Raw genomic sequence first — 20952 nt, 5'->3', positions numbered from 1 at the left:
AGATATGCTACCTAATTACAACGCACAAAGCACACATATGTATTTGTTAATAAACTAGTTAAGGACTCTAATTTATCTTTCGATTTTTTTTGTAAATTTACTTGTTTACTCTTTTTGTAAGCCCTAAAACATATTCTGATGATAAAAAAATACTCCCTCGTATTAATGGCAATCTTTTGCTTTGTTTTGTCTGGTTTTGGGCAGACTTACAATCAAATTACAAATATTGGCGACCTTACTGATGGTAATTATCTAATTGTTGGAGATGGTACTTCTAATGATGGTTTGATGTTAAATACTGCATCACCTACTCCGTTTATCGAATTTTCTTCCATCACAAATCCAGGCGCTACAATTACTACTGGCTATACAGCTGCTAATGTTTTTGCTGTCACTGTATCTGCTGGAGTTATCACCATTTACAATTCAAATGAAGGTTATGTTTCATGGGGTAGATCCGGTGTTACAGGCAATAATGCCATTTTTTACAATGGGACTGTTGCTAATACTGAAAGATGGACACCTACGGTCACAGATGGTTTATGGTCATTAGCCAGTGTAAATGATCCTTCCAGAATTTTACAATGGAATAATGGCTCACCACGTTTTGCCGCTTATACTTCAAATCAAGTAAAGTTAAAGCTTTATAAATTAGCAGCTCCGGCTGGTCCAACCGTCACATATAATGGGAATGGTAGCACAGGAGGTAGTGTACCAACTGATTCTAGTAGCCCTTATACTTCAGGAGATACAGTTACGGTTTTAGGCAATACAGGATCTTTAACAAAAACATGTAGCACTTTTGATGGATGGAATACGGTGGCAGATGGGTCAGGTTCAGTTTATATTTTAAACGACACTTTTACTATTACAGCAAACACCACTTTATATGCACAATGGACGACACCTACTGGAAATACCGTAACATTTAATAATAATGGTGGTACTGGTACAATGACTCCACAAATAAATTGTGCTGCCACCAATTTAACCGCTAACACTTTCACTTACACTGGCAATACTTTTGATGAATGGAACACAGCTTCGGATGGTAGTGGAACTACATATGCAGATGGAGCTTCATATAGTTTCGCAGCAAATGTGACTTTATATGCGCAATGGGATGTTTATGTTGGGCCATGTATGACCGAAGGATTTGAAGGTGGTACGAATAACCCAAGTGGTTGGGCTAATAACAGTTCGTATTATAATGGAGGAGATGCAAATACTGGAACATACAAAGCAGGTATGAATTCTAATAATGATTGGATAAGAACAGATGTAATATCAAATCCATCTACTCTAACTTTTTGGAATAAAGCTTCAGGATCAACCTCCAATTTTTCAGTGATTATACAATATTCTAATAACATTGGAGGACCCTGGACGGATACTTCTACTATTTCTGCAAATGGTTCAAATACTGGTAGTGTTACAGATTCATATTCTCAAACCTCAGTCGCTTTAAATTTATCTGGAAATTATTATATTAGATGGTTCATGTCTGCTAGAAGTGGTGGAAGTTTTTATTTTGATGATGTAGCAGTTTTTTGTGGAGAGCCAACTCCAGCACCAGAAATGAATTTAAAACAAGGTTCTACGAGTTACGCAACTACTACTGTTCCTATTGGTAGTGATAATTACGATTTTGGTAACCGATTAGTTAGCTCCAATACAGATATTCAGTTTACTATTGAAAATACTGGTGATGCCGATTTAACTTTAAATGCACCAGTAATTAATGGTACAGGGTTTAGTTTGCAAACAGCATTGAGCTCTACATCTGTTTCGGGATCTTCTGGAACTTCAACTTTTACCGTTCGATTTACCCCAAATGCTTTAGGTGCTTTTAATGGTACCATTAGTATTGCTAATAACGATGCCGATGAAAATCCTTATGTAATAAATATAACAGGAAATGGAACGAATAGTAATGCATCAGACATAATTGTAAATAGTACATTTGTTTATAATTCTAATATAAACTATACTGCTTATCAAGCACCAACCATTACCAATACAGGTCAATCTATTGATGTTTTTAAATTTGATATTCGTGATGGAGGTGCTACGAATGATTCGGATGCTTTAGGAACTGAATTAACAGACATTGTTTTTAATGTTGTTAATAATGCTAATATTAGAAGTGCCGCTCTTTTTAATGGAAACGCGCTAATATCTAACGCAGGCGCAGTTGCAGGAAATACTATTTCTTTTTCGGGATTATCATACACTGCAGCTGATAACGGAACCGCTTCATTATCTTTACGAGTTACATTTTTAACCACTGTAACCGATAACGACCAATTACAATTTACTGTAAGCTCTGCAACCGCAAATACATCTGGATCTGTGTTTGGAACCCCAAATGCAGGAGGTGCTACATCAAGCACAACTGGTAATAGAAACCGTATTGAAGTTGTTGCAGACAGGATTGCATTCACAACACAACCGGGAAGCACGAGTGTTAATACAAATTTAAACACCTTCAATATTTCGGCTCACGATGTGTTTGGAAACATCGATTTAGATGAGTCTTTAAGCATTGCCCTTACAACATCTGGAATTGGCATGACGGCATTTTCGCCTTATACTTTAACGGCTGGAAATTTAGCAATTTCAAATGTTCAGTTTAACACCTCTCAAACAGGTATAAACCTAACTGCTACAACTACAGGTTTAGCATTTAGCAATACTAGTACATCTAGTAATTTTGACATTTTAGATGTTGCTACAGGAACTTATAGAACTACAAGTAATGGAACGTGGCCAAGCGGTACTGCTACTTGGGAACGTTTAACAGGAGCTGGATGGAATCCTGCTACTCCAGCAGCAAATACTACAGAATTACTAATTATACGTCACACTATAACTTCGAGAGTTTCATTTGCTGCTCCCTCCCCATACACCACTATGGTTGTAGAAAGTGGCGCATCCTTTGATGATGCACACAACAGTACTTTTGGGAGTTTGTTAATAAAAGAAGGCGGTGAGTTTATAGCTTCAGACCCTGCTGTAGATATCGATCCAACTGGAACTTTAACAGTTGAAAATGGAGGTACATTGATTATTAATTCTAGTACATTAAACAATGCTGATGGTTTATTTGATGGTATTGAAAACTTCGAACCAAACTCAACGGTTGAGATAAGACAGTATGATAATGATTCAACTAATGGAGAAGACGATTTAATTGATAGCGATAACGATATTACTCCAAATTCTGAAGGTTATTATTTTGGAAATTTATTTATTAATTTCACACCTTCATCGGCCAATGAAGATAAGGCTTTAAACCTAGTTGGTATAATAGGAACTCACAAGCTATGTAATAATCTAACGGTTATCAATAATACATTTCTAAAAAACGTGCTTCTTACTAATGTAAATGCAAATGTTGAAATTGCAGGAAACGTTATTGTAGAACTAAATAAGTTTTCGTTTGGTGCAGTTGGTTCTAGTAATCTTATACATACAGTAAAAGGAAATATAATTGTAGATGGTGGTATTATCGATTTAAACCAAAATAGTTCAGGATCAGCAACAGTTCTGGTTAATCTGGAAGGTGATTTAATAGGAATCCAAGGAACCATACAAAGTACAGATGGAGATTGTGGCATTGCATTCACTGGAACTGCACTACAAAATATTGATGTCGCTGATGCTGTGCCTTACAGAAATATAAATACCTACGTGAAAAATAATTCCGATGTACAATTATTAAATAACAACCTAAAACTAAATAATTCCTCAACTTTTACTGTAGAAAACGGTGGAACACTTAACTTTAATTGGACAGCAGATGGCTCCACTCCTTTACTAATAAGTAATGGTGGCAGTGGTTCAAATACTTTTGATTCAGATCAAGGTTCTATTTTGAAAATTACACATTTTGATGGTTTAGTAAAAACTACTGCCAATGCTGGAAATGTGCAACTTTCTGTAAGTAATAAAACTTTTAGCCAAGCTGCTAGCTTCCATTATATAGGAAAAGAAAATCAAGTAACAGGTGATGGAGTTTCAAATGGTTCTACAGGGAAATTAGTCTATGTAAACTTATTAGATAATACAAAAACCTTAAGTCTAACAAATAATATTGGTATTGCAAATGCTACAACACTAGATCCAAGTGGCGGTAAGCTAGAAATCCAAAAAGGTATCGTAATAGGAAGTAATACAGGTGATTTTTATGGAACAGGACGTTTGGTAATGACTGATGGTGAATACAGAATAAGCACGATTACTGCAAGCCCACTTGGAAATTATTTGCCACAACTAAACGGATATGGCAACTACTCCCTTACTGGGGGCGTGGTTAATTTAAATGGAGCTAATGCTATTCAAATTTTAGCTGGAGCTCCAACCTATTATAATTTATTATTTAGTGGCACCAATACGTTTAGTACAACGCCACCTATACCACCAACACCAAACTATAAAGGCATTAGTAGTGCTACCAGTGTAAGTAATGCTATTATAATTTCAGAAAATGCAATTGTGAACGTGGAGAACAGATCTTTAGGAGCTACCCATAATCCTTCTTTTACTATGTTAGATAACAGCCGTTATATTACAGATGGTGGAGGCACAAAACCAGACACTAGTGGTGCATATAGTTTGTCTCCAAACACCACTATAGAGTTTGCGAATTTTAGTGGTGCTGGAGTTGTAAGAATAGGGTCTCCTTTAATTAATTATGCTAACATTGTAGTAAGCGGTTTTGATGTTTCCAATAATTCGCTAACAACTGGTATTCATTTTCAAACTGGAGGAACTTTTACAGTTAAACCTTATGCTATATTTAAACTTCTTAATCCTGCTGGATTTAATGGCAGCAATACTACAGCCATAGATAGCGCTAATAGCCCAACTATTACATTAGAAGATGAGTCGACCGTAGAATACAAGGGAGATGCTCAAACCATTACGGATTATACTCCGGAATACAAAAACCTAACTATATCTGGAACAGCCATAAAAACATTAGGGCATCCTACTGATATTTTGATAGGTGAAGATTTAAACATGGTTTCGAGCGCTCTAACAATTAATTCGAATAACGCATTAACAGTAGATGAAGGTGTATTTGTTACCGGCGGAAATTTAACGATAGAGGATTCAGGCAGTTTGATTCAAATAAACGAGTTCGACACTAATAGCGGTCCAATAACCATGAGACGAAATGCGAGTATTAGAAAATTGGATTACGTGTATTGGTCGTCTCCTGTAGAAGGTTATGATGTAAACAATGTTTACGGAACTGAAACGCCAATAGATAGAATTTATCGTTGGAATCCTACCATCTTAAATCCACTCGGAACCCAAGGAAACTGGGTTACTGCTTCAGGTGAAACTATGGAAAAAGGTGTTGGATATATAGTAAGAGGGCCAAATTCTTATAGTACAACAAATGCAAATATCACCGCTACCTTTAATAATGGCAAACCTTTTAATGGTGAGATTAACGTGGATGTATTTCGCGGAACTATTTCAGGCGATATTGATGACCAATGGAATTTAATTGGTAATCCGTATCCATCTGCAATTGATGTTTTTGCTTTTTTAAATCATTCTAGTAATACTGTTTTAGATGGTTTTGTAAATATTTGGACGCATGGAAACTTACCATCCAACATTACGGTAGATCCTTTCTATGATAATTTTGGATCCAATTATACAGCAACGGATTATATTCCTTACAATAAAACAGGAGCAGGAAATGCTCCAGGAAATATTTTTATTGCGGCTGGACAAAGTTTTATGGTTAATCTCCTTGAAACATCTCCCGCAAGTTCTAGCATAACGTTCAATAATTCTATGAGAGACAAAGCTTATAACAACGACCAGTTTTATAGAACTTTTGAACCAGAAAGGCATAGAATATGGATAGATTTAGTTTCCCAAACACAAGGAACGAATAGAATTTTAGTTGGTTATGTGGAAGGAGCAACTATGGAAAGAGATCGCATTTATGATGCAATTACTTCGGTTGCATCAACTCAAAATTTATATTCAATAATTAACAATGACCCATTTATAATTCAAGGTCGTGCGTTACCATTTATAGATACAGATGCTATTCCATTAGGAGTAAAGATTGTGGAGCAAGGAAACTACCATTTAGCTATAGCACATATTGATGGTTTATTTGAAACCGATAATCAAACCATTTATTTAAGGGATAACTTGTTAGGCTTTATGCATAATTTAACCAATCAACCTTACTCCTTCACTTCCGAAATTGGAGAATTCAACAGCCGTTTTGAAATAGTCTTTAGAGATTCTGCGCTATCTATTAATGAGGAAGAGGTTTCTGCAAGTAATGTAACAATTATAGAGCATTCAAATGGAGAGGTTCAGTTTACGGTTCCAAGTCCATACCAAATAAAATCTGTTGAGATTATGGATCTTTTAGGAAGAACGATCTACAAGTTAAAAGGAAGTAGTTCTTCTGAGACTTATGATCTTTCTAATTTAAGTCAGGCCACTTATATTGCAAAAATTAGTTTGACTAATGGACAGGTGATAAGTAAGAAAGCGGTGAAACGGAAGTAGTGTTTGGTGTTTCGTGTTTGGTATAGTCAGGTGTTGGAATATTTAGCATGCAGGGATAAGATTGCTACGTTCGTTCCTCTCTCGCATTGACATACTAATGATGTTTGTCTGCACTTCGACAGGCTCAGTGTGACAACATATCGAGATTTTGATAATCTCAACACAGGCTAAGTTCAAGGTGACCTATATTACATGTTATAAGATTTGTGTGATAGCACTTCGACAGGCTCAGTGTGACAACATATCGAGATTTTGATAATCTCAACACAGGCTAGGCTCAGTGTGATAATTAAGAAGGCAATGAAACGGAAGTAGTTTGGTTTCTGTCTTTTCTGAAGTTAGGGATAATCAGGTGTTGGAATATTTAGCGTGCAGGGATGAGATTGCCACGTTCGTTCCTCTCTCGCAATGACAGGCTAAAGATTTTCGTATGCACTTCGATGTTTTCGACAGGTTCAACACTTGCTAAGCTTAGTGTGACCTATATTACTTGTGACAGGATTTGTGTTATAGCAGTTCTACAGGCTCAGTGAGACAAGAACTTCGAGATTTTAATAAGCTCAACACAGGCTAGGCTTAGTGTGATATTCCTGATTTAAACTCATTAAAAAGCCCCTACAACTTAATTGTAGGGGCTTTTTAATATTTTATTAGATCTGTTATAAGCTATAAAGTAAAGAGATGATTAAATTTCTCCCAGGAGAAGCAATTCCAGACGAGTAGGTTTTATAACGTTGGTCTGTAATATTTTCTAAACTTACAGTAACTGTTGCCGCTTTTGTAATTTGGTATTGACTTCTTAAATTTAAGGTGTACCAAGACGGAGAATACGGGTTTCCATTATCATCTATAGCGTAGATATAATCTTTTTCTTGTTCTGACGGCGCTAATTGATAGTATGTTAATTCACTATTATAGTCCACAAAAGCATCGACCAGAAACTTATTTTTTTGCCAGACAAGGTGGGTGTTTCCAAATTGTGGCGTTACATGTCTCGCTGGGATTGTTTCTCCATTATCATCTTCGGATCCTCCAGAGACATTATACTGAGAGGTTACCTTAAATTGCTTAGAAATATTTACTCGTAATCCAACTTCAAAACCATAAACCTTGGTATCTGAAGCGTTTTGCATGGCCTGAACATTACTTAATTCGCCTTCATACATAATTTCGGTTTCCCCATGTAACTCATAGTCATTTCTAACCAAGGCATTGTCTAAAAAGGTATAATAGGTTGCTAAATCAAGAACTACTACGTCGTTGAAATTAAAAGTTAAACCCAAGTCTCCTCCATAAGCATACTCAGCTTCTAGGTCTGGATTAGGAACCACCACAGAACCCGGTTCTGAATCGAAAACCTTGCCTATATCGTCTATGTTTGGAGCTCTAAAGGCCGTCGATAAATTAAATCGCCATTGCATGATCTCATTTGGAATCCAGCTTACTCCTGCCGAACCTGTCAAGGCTCCAAAATTCAAATTGGTTTCCGTAAAGGGCAAGTTTAGATATTCGTTGTTTTCGGTGAAATCGGCATGCATTAAAATATAGTTATATCGCAAACCAGACTGTAAGATAAACTTTTCACTTGGTTTAAACTTGACATTGGCATAAGCCGCCATAGATTGCCATGTAGAACCATCTGGATATCTTGAAATTGTTGGTTCTGTTTGGTCTGTTTCAATATTTAGAATATCACCAGAAGAACCTACTTTATTGAATACATATTCTAAACCATAAAATAATTCCGTTTTCGGGGATAGTATTTTTTCGAAATCGGCATTAAAGGAATAGGCGTCTACATCTTCTGCTGTATTATATTTTAAAATAGCTTGATAGTCTCTATCGTGTCTGCTTTCTTTAAAATTCTGATAAGCTAAGGTTGTCTGAACGGCATTAAAAAACTTGGAGTCGCTATTCTGTTTGATCATTTGTAAATTAGCCATAAACCATTCTTGCGGACCATAATACCACTCGGCAGAACGCAGATGATCATCTTTATATCTTATAAGACGGTCGTATCTAGAATAATCTGAGGTTGTAGAATAAAGTAGTCCTAAATTGAAGTTTAAATCCTCTTGAGGCTCGAAAGAAACTTTTTGAGCTAAGCTTAATTGGTCGAAGCCTGTTGGTACTTGAATTTTAGGGTTTTCGTTCGTTACCGTTTCGTCAACGCCATTATTTGTTACCACATATTGTGGTCTAAGGTATTCGTCTGGACCATGACTTCCCATACGTAAATCGTCAAAATCTGAATAAGAAATACTTGAAAAGAAGGCCCATTTTTTCAATCCGAAATTTAGATCTAAATGCCCTGTTTTTTCTTCGTTTGCTGTTGCATATCTTACAGCCGCATTGGCTTTAAAATACATCTCATCTGAATAGGATATTTGAGGTTTCTTGGTATAAAAACTCATGACTCCACCAATGGCATCACTTCCATAAACCACAGATCCTGCACCTAAGGTAACTTCTGTGTTTTGAACTATAAATGGATCTATAGATATGACATTTTGTAAATTTCCACTTCTAAAAATGGCGTTATTCATTCTTACCCCATCCACAGTAAGTAGCAATCTATTTGTTGAAAACCCTCTAATCATTGGACTTCCACCACCAAGTTGGCTTTTTTGAATATATACATTCCCTGTACTTTGCAATAAATCGGCACTGGTTTGTGGATTGATTAGTTGAATCTCCTTAGCATCGATACTTACAATTTTTTGAGGAATGTCTCTTTTGCTTTGCTCAAATTTGGATGCTGAGATGACAATTTCGTCCAGACCTTCCACTTTTGCTACTAATAATACGATGTGGTTATTAGAAATGATGGTTACTTTGTCGGTTTTTAATTTCTTATGAAGTAAATCTTCAAAATAGATACTTTCGGAATCTGAAAAAGAATTTAAAGAGGCCATCCCATCAAAATCTGAGATAACTACAATACTTTGGGATTCATTGTAAATTGTAACTCCCGGAACGGGAAGTCTGGAATCTTTTTCTAAAATTTTAATTTCCTGGGCTTGGAGGGTTAGGGCAAAGCAAAGCCCTAGACTTAATGCTAAAAATAATTTCATGTTAGTTAGTTAATCTTATGAATTAAAAATTTGATTAAAAATCTGCATAGATTGGGGCTTTTTAAAACCTTCTAAATGCAACTCAAAATACAAGAGCATCATTTTTAAAAAAGATTGCCTTTGATTTCCGTTTATTTTAACCGCATTTAACTCATCAAAATTTATGCCTAAGAGGTGTTTTAGAAGAACTATATTTTCACCTGAAACAGAATAGCCATTAGTCTTACTTTCCTCGAACACGCCTTCAGCCATATTAAACCATGTTTCGTTAATATTAGTCATTTCGGGATAAAAGCCTAAATGCTTAGTAAGTTTTAATAGAAACAGTAGATGAAAATTAGCAAATTCGTCTTGTGAATCTAACCATTGGAGCGCTGATTCCAAGTAGCTATACAAATTATCGTTTGCTTCCTCCTCTTTTAGAATACTAGTTAGGGTTTCGGATAGAAAAAAAACAATGGAACTTTTTATTACATGCGTTTGTAAACTATGGTACATGTAATGAATTTTGACTTCCTTTACTTCTTGTAAGGACCTATTGTTTTTATGTAAAGCAACTAATTGTATTTGAGATAACAACTGGAAGTAAGCGGCTTTAGAATACCCTTTTTTAGAATTTGAAACATTTCTTAGAATGTAACTTACTAGGCCATTTTTTTGAGTATAACATGTTACTATTAAATCGTTATCCCTATATTTTATTTTAGATAAAACAATGGCATTTGTAGTTATTAGCATTATCTCACAATCATTAATTTTACAACCTTAGTTTCGTAAGACTCTAGGTCTGACAACAAAACCAGATACACACCAGAAGCAACGGTGTTATTTCCAAGATTTTTTCCATTCCAATAGGCTGTTCCGCCGTCAATTTCGAGATTATAACCTTGATAACGCAGGTTTGTGTTGGATTGAGCTTCGGCCACAAGATTCCCTTCAATATCGGTAATCTTAATATTCATGCTTTCTGTAATCCCTTTTATTTTAATTTTTTTGTCGATCATGTTATAATCTGGCCTAACCGGATTTGGATAAACAAAGGCATTTTCTAGGGTAACTTCTGTTTGCGAACCACCAGAACCATAAGATACCAAACCTCTATCTGTTGCTATATAAATAACACCATTAGCTTGATCTATAGATACAGCTACCACATTATTTGATGGCAAAGGAGAATTATCCTTGGTGAAATGATATATGGTTTCTTGTCCATCTGCAGAAAAATAGTATAATCCAGCTCCTATTGTTGCAATCCATTTATTGTTTGATCCATCCACCTCTATGTCCGACACATACGTTTGAAATAAAAGTTCTTGTGGCAAACCATCGTCTAAAATAATAATAGAACTCACTTCTACATTGGGCTCTGTAAAAAATCCAGCTGGATTATAAAGAACTCTTAAGCCACTAACTGTACCTATCCAAATTTGATCTCTTTTATCTACAGCTACAGAGGTAACAAATGACGTTGGCATGTTTTGTTCTTCGGAATTTACATTTTTCAATTTTACTCCGTTATTATTGTTGTAACCTATTAGTCCATTTTTATAGCCGCCGATCCATTTGGTTCCATTATTATCGATTGCAATATCACTATAACCAAACTCTCCATTTAAGGCATCAGGGATTAAAGATGTGAAATCAAAGCTATTCCATTGATCAGCGATAGGATCATAAGAAACCAAAGGTTTTGCAACCCTAGCTGTCATGGTCCATAGAACACCACTTGTATCAAACGTAGAAGCACTTACTCTGATGCTTTTATAATTGGGAGCCGTTGGAACAACCAGAGATTTTAAACCGCTATTAGACTCATTGAATAAAATAGTTGGCACATCATTATCTACTTCCAAAAGGCCACTTTCAAAAGAACTAATAAACGCTTGTTGGGTATTAAATGGGTTTACAGAAATTCTATTTAAATTTTTTGCACCTAAAACACTATCATAAGGAATGTTTACCCATGTTTCATCTTTAAGGTGACTAACTCCCCAAGATCTAATTGGACCAGGAAGAAAGGTCTGTGAATAATCTCCATAAGTTACCCAAAGGTTCTTTGAAGCCGATTTAATTGCAAAGGGGTCATTTCTTAAAGGACCATCGGGATAAATTTCGGTAATATCTGTCTGATTTAAATACGCTATTTTCAAAACACCATAATTTGTTGTTCCTATATATACATATTCCTCATCCATAGTTGTTGCAGTAAATTGAGTAGGGTATTCTGCAGGTACTGGGATAGTGGTAATTTCAACAAAATCACCATCAAATAAATAGGAGTTGTTTTCTGTTGTAACAAGCAAGTTATTCTCTACACTTCTAAAATCCAAGATAGGGTCTGGAAAAGTCCTAATTAAGGTAGTAGCAGTACCCACCACATTATAAACACTCCTGTTGTCTTTTATGGTATAAACTTTATCTTCTAAAGTAGATGCTACGCCAACTATATTTCCTGTAGTAATTGTCTGCCATTGCTGAAAATCTATTAAATTACCATTGTTTACTAATGCTCTTTTAAGACCTCCATTATCAAAACAAGCGGCATAAATGTACTCTCCAGAAACGGTTGTTTGATTCACAATTAATTGCGCGCCTCCAGCTCCAATATAATACGTATCTCCAAATTCTAAGCGAGACATATCGTAAACGGAGATTCCATAGTCTGTAGAGATATAAATGAATTGATTATACTCTTCAAAGTGGTTAATCTCTTTATTACTTGGCGGAATGGTAGGTTTATCTAAAATATCTACAATGGTTAAAATGTTATCTTCATTATCCAAAGCAATTTCCATAAGCCCATTAGTATATCCTATAAGCAGCATTTGGTATGCTTCACTATAATGAATGGTTGAAATTTCATTCCCTGAAATGCCATTAACAGTTGTTAAGGTTTCCAATTCCAAAGAATTGATATCGTAGGAAAAAATAGCATTGTCGGATGCTACGAATATTTTATCATTCCCTTGAGCGACATCTATAATATTTAAATACGAAAAATAGCCTTTCCAAAGCGCAGAATAATCCTGAGCCATGAGAGCCATTGGAAACAGCAAAATACATATTAAGAAATTTCTTTTTTTCATACTCACTTTTAATGATTTCAAATATATCTATATATAACGAGTTTTATAATAAAAACATATAATTTGAACAAAAAAAGCTTCCAAATTGGAAGCTTTTTATTTTTATGTACTAAAAAATTATACCACTCCTTGTCCTAGCATGGCATCTGCCACCTTTACAAATCCTGCAATATTTGCGCCTTTAACATAATCGATATATCCATCTTTTTCAGTCCCGTAAGCAACACAAGATTCATGAATCTCATCCATTATATGCTTTAACTTGGCATCTACTTCCTCGCGAGTCCAATTTAATCTCAATGAATTTTGACTCATTTCTAATCCAGAGGTTGCAACACCTCCAGCATTCGATGCCTTCCCTGGAGCGAACATCACTTTAGCGTTTTGAAATGCTTCAATAGCTTCTGGTGTTGTTGGCATGTTAGCACCTTCTGCCACCGCTTGAACTTTATTTTTGATAAGCATTTGCGCTTCATCAGCATTTAGTTCATTTTGTGTAGCACATGGCATGGCCACATCGCAAGAGATAGACCAAGGTCTTTGGCCTTCATGAAAAGTTGCCTTAGGATATTGGTTAACATACTCGTTAATTCTTCCTCTTCTAACATTTTTTATATCCTGAACAACGGCTAATTTTTCAGCATCAATGCCATCAGCGTCGTAAATGTATCCTGAAGAATCAGATAGGGTTACTACTTTTGCTCCAAGTTCTGTAGCTTTTTCGCAAGCGTATTGCGCCACATTTCCAGATCCAGAAATAACAACTGTTTTTCCTTTAAGTGAATCGTTTTTGGTTGCTAACATATTTTTAGCAAAATAAACACAGCCATATCCTGTTGCTTCAGGTCTAATTAATGAACCACCAAAGGCCATTCCTTTACCTGTTAATACACCAGTGAATTCGTTTTTCAATCTTTTATATTGACCAAACATATATCCAACTTCTCTACCACCAACTCCAATGTCTCCAGCTGGAACGTCTGTGTTAGGTCCGATATGACGAAATAATTCCGTCATAAACGATTGACAAAAACGCATCACTTCGTTATCGCTTTTTCCTTTAGGATCGAAATCACTTCCTCCTTTTCCTCCACCCATTGGTAAAGTTGTCAATGAATTTTTAAATACTTGCTCGAATCCTAAAAACTTTAAAATACTTAAGTTTACTGATGGATGAAAGCGCAAACCGCCTTTATAAGGTCCAATTGCGGAGTTAAACTCTACTCTAAATCCTCTGTTAACTTGTGTATTCCCCTTATCGTCTATCCAAGCTACTCTAAATATTATAGTGCGCTCTGGTTCTACCATGCGCTCCAATAACATTTTATCCTGATACTTAGGGTTTTCTTCAATAAATGGAATTACAGTTTCTGCAACTTCGTGCACCGCCTGCAAAAACTCAGGCTCATGACCATTTTTCTCCTTTACTAGATGTAAAAACGCATCAATGTTATTTTTCATTAGTTTAAATTTAATGGTGTTGACTATTTTTGTTAATTTGTTGAGCAAATATACGTTATCTTTAAAAATTAATTATTATTTTTTAATTTTTGACAATGTATATTATTTAATTAATTGTTAGATTTAGCTCGTAAAAGTAGAAAAACACATATAAATTGCATTTTGTCTGATTTATTTGGTAGTTCATCGATATTTTATATATTTGCTAAATACAAAAGACCTATCAATCAAGCTAACTATGATTCTTAACTTCAAATACTTATCACTTATTTTGTGTTTTATAATAGGCATGAATAAAGGTTTTAGCCAATTCAACTTTACTAATGAAATAGGTGCTGTGGTTGGCCCTGTTGCCTTTCATTCAGATTTTGGTGAACGTAAAGACTCTGAAACAAACATGGGAAATACTGGGTTTGGTATTGGAATTCTACACTATATGAATTTCACTTATTTAAGAACCTATAGTTACGGGTGGTTTCCAAACTTTTTTAATCAGCACTTTAAGGTTCGAAATGAACTTTCTTACAATAAAACCAATCTTAATAACTTCGGGAAATGGGTGGATCCGTCAAGAACAGGCGAAAACGCTGAGCGTTTACGACAACATTCAGGGAGTTCACAAAATTTTAATATAGGCTCGCAACTGGAGTATTATCCGTTGAGTATTAGAGCATTTGAAGCAATGGATTTTCCATTAGCACCATACATTGGTTTAGGAATTCAATATACTTTTTATACTACAACTGTGGAAACAGGCTATGGAAATGGCAATATCAATGATTCAGATAATTTTTATCAGCCTTGGGTAAATGCTACAAACCCGAATTTTAATGAGGATAGTTTTCTGTTTGATGGAAATAGTTCCACCTTTACCTTAATTGGTAGTATTGGAACCAGATACAAACTGACTAAGTTATCTGACTTAGTTTTTGATATGAAATTTGAATACTTTTTTGATGATTTCGTTGATGGATTAAATCATAATTTACCATCTAATAAAACCAATGATTGGCTTGTATGGTTCAACGTAGGATATATTCATTATTTAGATAACAACTAAACAAATTTATAAACATATAGAAGACCAAATGCTTAGTTGTATTTGGTCTTCTTATTTTTAAGGTTTTCCAATTAACCAATAGCCTGTTTTAAATCTGCAATTAAGTCGTCAATATCCTCTATCCCTACACTCAACCTTATTAAAGAATCTAAAACTCCCGTTTTCTCACGTTCTTCTTTAGGAATACTTGCATGAGTCATACTTGCTGGATGTCCCGCTAAAGACTCCACGCCTCCCAAAGATTCAGCCAAAGTAAAGACCTTTAATTTCTCAACAATTTTAATAGCTTCTTTAAAGTTATTGCCTTTAGTTGTAAAGGAAATCATTCCTCCAAAATCGGTCATTTGAGCTTTTGCTACCTGATGGTTAGGATGATTTTCGAAACCAGGCCAATAGACGTTTTCAATTTTGGGATGACTAGTTAAATATACTGCAACTGCTTTTCCATTTTCACAATGACGTTGCATTCTAACATGAAGCGTTTTTATACCTCTTAAAACTAAAAAACTATCTTGAGGGCCACATATAGCACCACTGGCATTTTGAATAAAGTATAATTTATCTGCCAAGTCCTTATCTTTTACAATTAAGCCTCCCATAACTACATCGCTATGTCCTCCAAGATATTTAGTAGCCGAATGCATAACAATATCTGCTCCTAAATCCAACGGTTGTTGAAGATATGGCGTAGCAAAGGTATTATCGACCGCTAAAAGCAAGTTGTGTTTTTTCGCTATGCTTGAACACGCTTTAATGTCTATAATATTCATCATAGGGTTGGTTGGTGTTTCAACCCAAATAAGCTTGGTGTTTTCATTAATATACGTTTCCATATTTTCAGAATTTTGCATGCTTACAAAATGAAATTTAATACCAAACTTTGCATAAATAGACGTGAATAACCTATAAGATCCGCCATACAAATCGCTGGTTGAAATTACCTCATCACCAGGTTTCAATAATTTTAATACGGCATCTATGGCAGCTAAACCAGAACCAAAGGCTAATCCAAAATTCCCATTTTCTAAACTTGCAAAAGCATTCTCTAGTGCCGTTCTAGTTGGATTGTGAGATCTTGAATATTCGTAGCCTTTATGCCCTCCAGGAGTTGTTTGTGCGTAAGTTGTGGTTTGATATATTGGAGGCATGACTGAGCCATATGCTGGGTCCCGTTCTTGACCTCCATGAATTGTTTTCGTATTAAATTTCATTTGATTAAAATATTTTCATAAAGTTACGGTTTCATTCGTTCTATTCAAATGCAATAATTACCTTTAACATCATCTTAATTCATTTGTGTTATGCGCTTTAAAATTTTTGTTTATGCCATTATCATTTCTTTAGTTTCACAAACTTGTAAAGAAGAAAAGCCGATAGAATTTAAAGAGGTTACCAAAACCACAAATTCCAATAATTTAGTTGAATTGAATATTCCTGAAGCCATTGGAAATGAATCTGTTTCTAAGGCTATCAACCATTCTATTAGTCAATTAGTTATATCATCCTTAAATGTTAATGATACTAATGGAATTGAACCAAAAACGGTTGAAGAAAGCATCGATCTTTTTAATAACGAATACGCGTTTTTCAAAACTAATTTTCCAGATAGTGTTGTTCCATGGGAAGCACAAATTGATGGAGACGTTATGTATCAATCGGCAGACGTTATTTCGATTTCTATGACAAGCTATTTAAACACTGGAGGAGCTCATGGAAATTTAATTATTTCATTTTTAAATTTCAATTCGCAAACGGGAAAACTCTTAAAGAATGAAGATTTATTTGAAGATTATTTGGCCTTTACCGAACTAGCCAAAACTTATTTCAACGAAGAAATTGCTGATAAAAAAGATTTGTATTTTGAACCAGACAATTTTAAATTACCTGAAAATATAGGCTTTGATGAAGAAGGTATTATATTACTTTACAACACCTATGAAGTGGCTCCTTATTCTTCAGGAATTACTGAAATTCATATTCCTTGGGAAGATTTACAAACGTCTTTAAATTTTTTATAAAGATTTCTTTAAAGCTAAAATATACCCCAAATGAATGCCTTCATGAAAGTTATTGAAATCGATGGCTTCATCCACGTTGGTTAATGTGCTTTTTGTAGTAACCGTATATTCATTGTAAGTTTCAAAAATCTTACTATTATAATCTTCTTTTGTTTTTTCAATGGTTGAAAACAACAGGCCTTTAATTAAATCGACTTCGGCATAACTTACGTCTCGTTCAGGTTTTGTGCCTTTTTTGTACATATCTACCATCTCATCAGACAAAAGCATTGGCAACCCAGAGAGTTTATAAACCAATAATTGCTGTGTTACAATAGTATGTGCCACATTCCATATAACATTGTTATTGAATCCTTTTGGCACTTTATTAAGAGCCTCTAAAGAAGAAGATTCTAGAAATGATTTTAATAAAGTTCTATTCTTTATAGTAATATCGAAAGCCCAATCCATGATTCTAAATTTTATTTAAAAGTAATTATTTTTCATTTAAAATGGACGTTCTTTGTTAGTATAAAATAAGTTTTAATTAAAAAATTACTCACTTCTGTGAACTCAAGATGAAAAAGGTTTATTATTTAAAAACTTGCAGTACCTGTTTACGAATTTTAAAGGAATTGGATTTGCCCTCTGACTTTGTTTTACAAGATATTAAAAACGAAGAAATTACGGTTAAACAGCTTGAAGAAATGAAAGCACTTGCTGGATCTTACGAAGCCCTATTTAGTAAACGCGCGAAGCTTTATAAAGAAATGGATTTAAAAAACCAGGCTTTAAAAGAAGCAGATTACAAACAATACATTTTAGAACATTATACTTTTTTAAGTCGTCCAGTACTTATTTTCAATGATCAGATTTTTATTGGAAACTCTAAAAAAACCACCGCATTAACTAAGCAGGCTATTCATGGATAAAACTAGAAATCAGAATAGAGTATGGTATAGCGAGACTTCCTTACATTGTCTAGCATTTTAAAGCTATTTTATTTCGAAAAAACTATAGTTTTAAATGCACTGGGGTTTTTCCTGAAGACCTGGTGTCTTCTTTAGTTAATGTTTTATATTCTTTGGTTTTAGGAAATGTTTCTTCAAGTGCTAATAAAGTTTCATGTAAGGGTGTTAATTTTCTAGTTGCTAAATCCATCCATGCTCCAAGCATTTCACAATGTGCAATATTTTCACCTTTGTGGTTATAGAAATTATGGTCGAATTTAAAAAACATACCATCTTCACTTAAACCAGAAACTTCCAAGCTAACTGTTATTGGTTGTCCCATAAAAGCTTCTTTAAAATAATACATATGCTCATAAAAAACTACCGGACCAATATTGTATTGTGCTAAGGTTTTCATACCAAAGCCATTTTCAATTAAAAATGCCATTCTAGTATGACTCATAAAATTGGTATAAGCACTATTTGCTAGATGTCTGTTGGCGTCTACATCACTCCATCTAATTTCAAATTGTTTTGTGTACATGTTGTTTCTTCTTTTAAGAAAACAAAACTACATATTTTTATTATGCGCGCATAATAAAAATACTATTTTCTAAGCCCTTAGTTTTCCCTACCTTTGTACAACTTTATAAAAAAGATATGATACACTCCATGACAGGTTACGGCAAATCTGTGTTACAATTGCCAACTAAAAAGATTACGATTGAAGTAAAATCCCTTAACAGCAAAAACCTGGATTTGAATGCTAGAATGCCTTCTATTTACAGAGAAAAAGAGCTGTCATTAAGGAAACTTATTGCAAGTGAGTTGGAGCGTGGAAAAATAGATTTTTCTATTTATGTTGAAATTACTGGGGAAGAAACAACGACTCAAGTAAACAAAACCGTTATTAAACAATACATAAAACAACTTAAAGACATAGTTGATGGAGACGAAACGGAGCTTTTAAAAATGGCCGTTCGCTTTCCTGATGCTTTAAGTACAGAAAGAGACGATATTGATGAAGATGAATGGGTTACCATTTTACAAGAAATAAAAGTTGCTTTAAAAAATATTGCCATCTATAGACTAGATGAAGGAAAAGCCCTTGAAGCCGATTTTAAAGTTCGATTAGAGAATATTGAAAGCTTACTGGAACAGATTATAACTATGGATCCTGAGCGTATTGAAGGTGTTCGTGAGCGCTTAAGAAAAGGAGTAGATGACTTAAAAGAGAAGGTAGATGAAAACAGGTTTGAGCAAGAACTGGTTTTCTATATTGAAAAATTCGATATCACCGAAGAAAAAGTACGCTTAAAGAATCATTTAGATTATTTTAATTCTGCTTTAAATTCAGACGATTCTAACGGGAAAAAGCTAGCTTTTATTGGACAGGAAATGGGAAGAGAAATTAATACCATTGGTTCTAAAAGTAATTATGCTCCTATGCAAAAACTAGTGGTACAGATGAAAGATGAGCTTGAAAAAATCAAGGAACAACTTTTAAATGTCCTTTAACTAGGGTTAGTAAAAAATAAATTAAAAATATATTCGTGACAAACAGCAATCCGATTAAAGGTAAACTTATTGTTTTTTCAGCTCCATCAGGATCAGGTAAAACAACCATAGTAAGACACCTTTTAAAACAAGAAAATTTAAATTTAGAATTTTCCATTTCTGCTACATCCAGAGAAAAACGAGGTGATGAAGTTCATGCTAAGGATTATTATTTTTTATCTGCCTCAGAGTTCAAGAGCAAAATAAAAAATGAAGAATTCCTAGAGTGGGAAGAAGTTTATCGTGATAATTTTTATGGGACTTTAAAAACTGAAGTGGAACGTATTTGGGCCCAAGGAAAACATGTTATCTTCGATATCGATGTCTCTGGAGGTTTACGTATTAAACGAAAATTCCCCGACGAAACCCTTGCTGTTTTTGTAAAACCACCAAGTATTGACGAGCTAAAAATTAGATTGAAAAAACGCGAAACTGAAAGTGCGGATAAAATTAATATGCGAATAGCTAAAGCATCGGCAGAATTAGCAACAGCTCCTTTATTCGATGTTATTATTGAAAATGATGATTTAGAAAAAGCACTTCATGAAGCTGAAACTATTGTTGGTGATTTTGTAAAAAACACTTTTTAAGGAATGAAAATAGGGCTGTTTTTCGGATCTTTTAATCCCATACATGTTGGACACTTAATTATTGCCAATCATTTAGTAGAACATAGTGATTTGGACAAAGTTTGGTTTGTAGTTACGCCGCATAATCCGTTTAAAAAGAAAAGTACCTTGCTTGATAATTACCAACGCTTAGAGATGGTGTATCGAGCCACCAAAGATTATGATAAATTAAGTGCGAGTGACATAGAATTCAACCTACCTCAGCCTAATTATACTATAAATACCTTAGTCCATTTGGAAGAGAAATTTCCGGATTACGAGTTTAGTTTAATTATGGGAGAAGACAATTTAAAAAGTTTTCATAAGTGGAAAAACAACGAGCTTATTATAGAAAATCATGAGATATTTACTTATCCGCGTTTATCTGAAGGGCAAGTAGAAACACAATTTGATGGACACACAAAAATCCATCATGTTAAAGCTCCTATTATCGAGCTTTCTTCAACATTTATAAGAAAATCTATTAAGGCTGGTAAAAATGTTAAACCCATGCTTCCTGAACATGTTTGGGAGTATTTGAGTGAGATGAATTTTTACAAGTAAGAATTCACATATTGGAATCGAAGTATATTTGATAAAAAAG

14 protein-coding genes are annotated in these 20952 nt (G+C 34.4%); 7 read left to right on the top strand and 7 right to left on the bottom strand.

Features of this window, described 5'->3' with window-relative positions; translation table 11 throughout:
* Window positions 1-138 precede the first annotated feature (138 nt).
* Window positions 139-6555 (top strand): RemA C-terminal-like gliding motility protein, encoded by a 6417-nt coding sequence (locus tag IEV77_RS03800; RefSeq protein WP_188461991.1) that lies wholly within the window; start codon window positions 139-141, stop codon window positions 6553-6555.
* A gap of 659 nt (window positions 6556-7214) precedes the next feature.
* On the opposite strand, the gene IEV77_RS03795 is transcribed toward IEV77_RS03800, so the two are convergent.
* The 4 genes from IEV77_RS03795 to gdhA all read right to left on the bottom strand — a co-directional run bounded on the left by IEV77_RS03795 (window position 7215) and on the right by gdhA (window position 14176).
* On the bottom strand, window positions 7215-9629 hold the full coding sequence (locus IEV77_RS03795; protein WP_188461989.1) for a TonB-dependent receptor plug domain-containing protein: 2415 nt from the start codon (window positions 9627-9629) through the stop codon (window positions 7215-7217).
* A gap of 15 nt (window positions 9630-9644) precedes the next feature.
* Entirely contained in the window at window positions 9645-10367 is a 723-nt protein-coding gene (gene recO / locus IEV77_RS03790) for a DNA repair protein RecO (RefSeq protein WP_188461987.1), read from the bottom strand.
* Complete coding sequence (gene porZ / locus IEV77_RS03785; RefSeq protein WP_229736568.1) at window positions 10367-12715, bottom strand: type IX secretion system anionic LPS delivery protein PorZ; 2349 nt, start codon at window positions 12713-12715, stop codon at window positions 10367-10369. The genes recO and porZ overlap by 1 nt, the downstream gene beginning before the upstream one ends.
* A gap of 117 nt (window positions 12716-12832) precedes the next feature.
* On the bottom strand, window positions 12833-14176 hold the full coding sequence (gene gdhA, locus IEV77_RS03780) for an NADP-specific glutamate dehydrogenase (RefSeq protein WP_188461983.1): 1344 nt from the start codon (window positions 14174-14176) through the stop codon (window positions 12833-12835).
* A gap of 238 nt (window positions 14177-14414) precedes the next feature.
* Here gdhA and IEV77_RS03775 point away from each other — a divergent pair, with 238 nt between their 5' ends.
* Window positions 14415-15236 (top strand): THC0290_0291 family protein, encoded by an 822-nt coding sequence (locus tag IEV77_RS03775; RefSeq protein WP_188461981.1) that lies wholly within the window; start codon window positions 14415-14417, stop codon window positions 15234-15236.
* Between the two features lie 71 nt (window positions 15237-15307).
* Here IEV77_RS03775 and IEV77_RS03770 read toward each other — a convergent pair whose 3' ends face one another.
* A complete protein-coding gene (locus IEV77_RS03770) occupies window positions 15308-16447 on the bottom strand; it encodes a cystathionine gamma-synthase (protein ID WP_188461979.1) in 1140 nt (379 codons plus the stop codon).
* 90 nt (window positions 16448-16537) lie between these two features.
* Here IEV77_RS03770 and IEV77_RS03765 point away from each other — a divergent pair, with 90 nt between their 5' ends.
* Window positions 16538-17254 (top strand): DUF3298 and DUF4163 domain-containing protein, encoded by a 717-nt coding sequence (locus IEV77_RS03765; RefSeq protein ID WP_188461977.1) that lies wholly within the window; start codon window positions 16538-16540, stop codon window positions 17252-17254.
* On the opposite strand, the gene IEV77_RS03760 is transcribed toward IEV77_RS03765, so the two are convergent.
* Window positions 17249-17704, bottom strand: coding sequence for a DinB family protein (locus tag IEV77_RS03760; protein ID WP_188461975.1), 456 nt, complete (start codon window positions 17702-17704; stop codon window positions 17249-17251). The two genes, IEV77_RS03765 and IEV77_RS03760, sit on opposite strands and share 6 nt — an antisense overlap.
* Before the next feature lie 107 nt (window positions 17705-17811).
* On the opposite strand from IEV77_RS03760, the gene IEV77_RS03755 reads away from it, so the two are divergent.
* The gene (locus IEV77_RS03755) at window positions 17812-18165 is read left to right on the top strand and encodes an arsenate reductase family protein (RefSeq protein ID WP_188461973.1); all 354 of its coding nucleotides are present in this window, start codon (window positions 17812-17814) and stop codon (window positions 18163-18165) included.
* An 82-nt stretch (window positions 18166-18247) separates the two neighbouring features.
* Here IEV77_RS03755 and IEV77_RS03750 read toward each other — a convergent pair whose 3' ends face one another.
* The gene (locus IEV77_RS03750; protein WP_188461971.1) at window positions 18248-18727 is read right to left on the bottom strand and encodes an acyl-CoA thioesterase; all 480 of its coding nucleotides are present in this window, start codon (window positions 18725-18727) and stop codon (window positions 18248-18250) included.
* Window positions 18728-18843: 116 nt separating this feature from the next.
* Here IEV77_RS03750 and IEV77_RS03745 point away from each other — a divergent pair, with 116 nt between their 5' ends.
* The 3 genes from IEV77_RS03745 to nadD are packed head-to-tail and all read left to right on the top strand — an operon-like array spanning window position 18844 to window position 20912.
* Window positions 18844-19701: a YicC/YloC family endoribonuclease gene (locus tag IEV77_RS03745; protein WP_188461969.1), complete on the top strand. Its 858-nt coding sequence runs from the start codon at window positions 18844-18846 to the stop codon at window positions 19699-19701.
* Between the two features lie 35 nt (window positions 19702-19736).
* Window positions 19737-20330: a guanylate kinase gene (gmk, locus tag IEV77_RS03740; protein WP_188461967.1), complete on the top strand. Its 594-nt coding sequence runs from the start codon at window positions 19737-19739 to the stop codon at window positions 20328-20330.
* 3 nt (window positions 20331-20333) lie between these two features.
* Window positions 20334-20912: a nicotinate (nicotinamide) nucleotide adenylyltransferase gene (nadD, locus tag IEV77_RS03735; protein WP_188461965.1), complete on the top strand. Its 579-nt coding sequence runs from the start codon at window positions 20334-20336 to the stop codon at window positions 20910-20912.
* Window positions 20913-20952: the final 40 nt, after the last annotated feature.

It is taken from the genome of Xanthomarina arctica, assembly GCF_014638915.1.
Lineage (GTDB): Bacteria > Bacteroidota > Bacteroidia > Flavobacteriales > Flavobacteriaceae > Xanthomarina > Xanthomarina arctica.
This window is presented reverse-complemented; position numbering and strand designations above follow the sequence as displayed.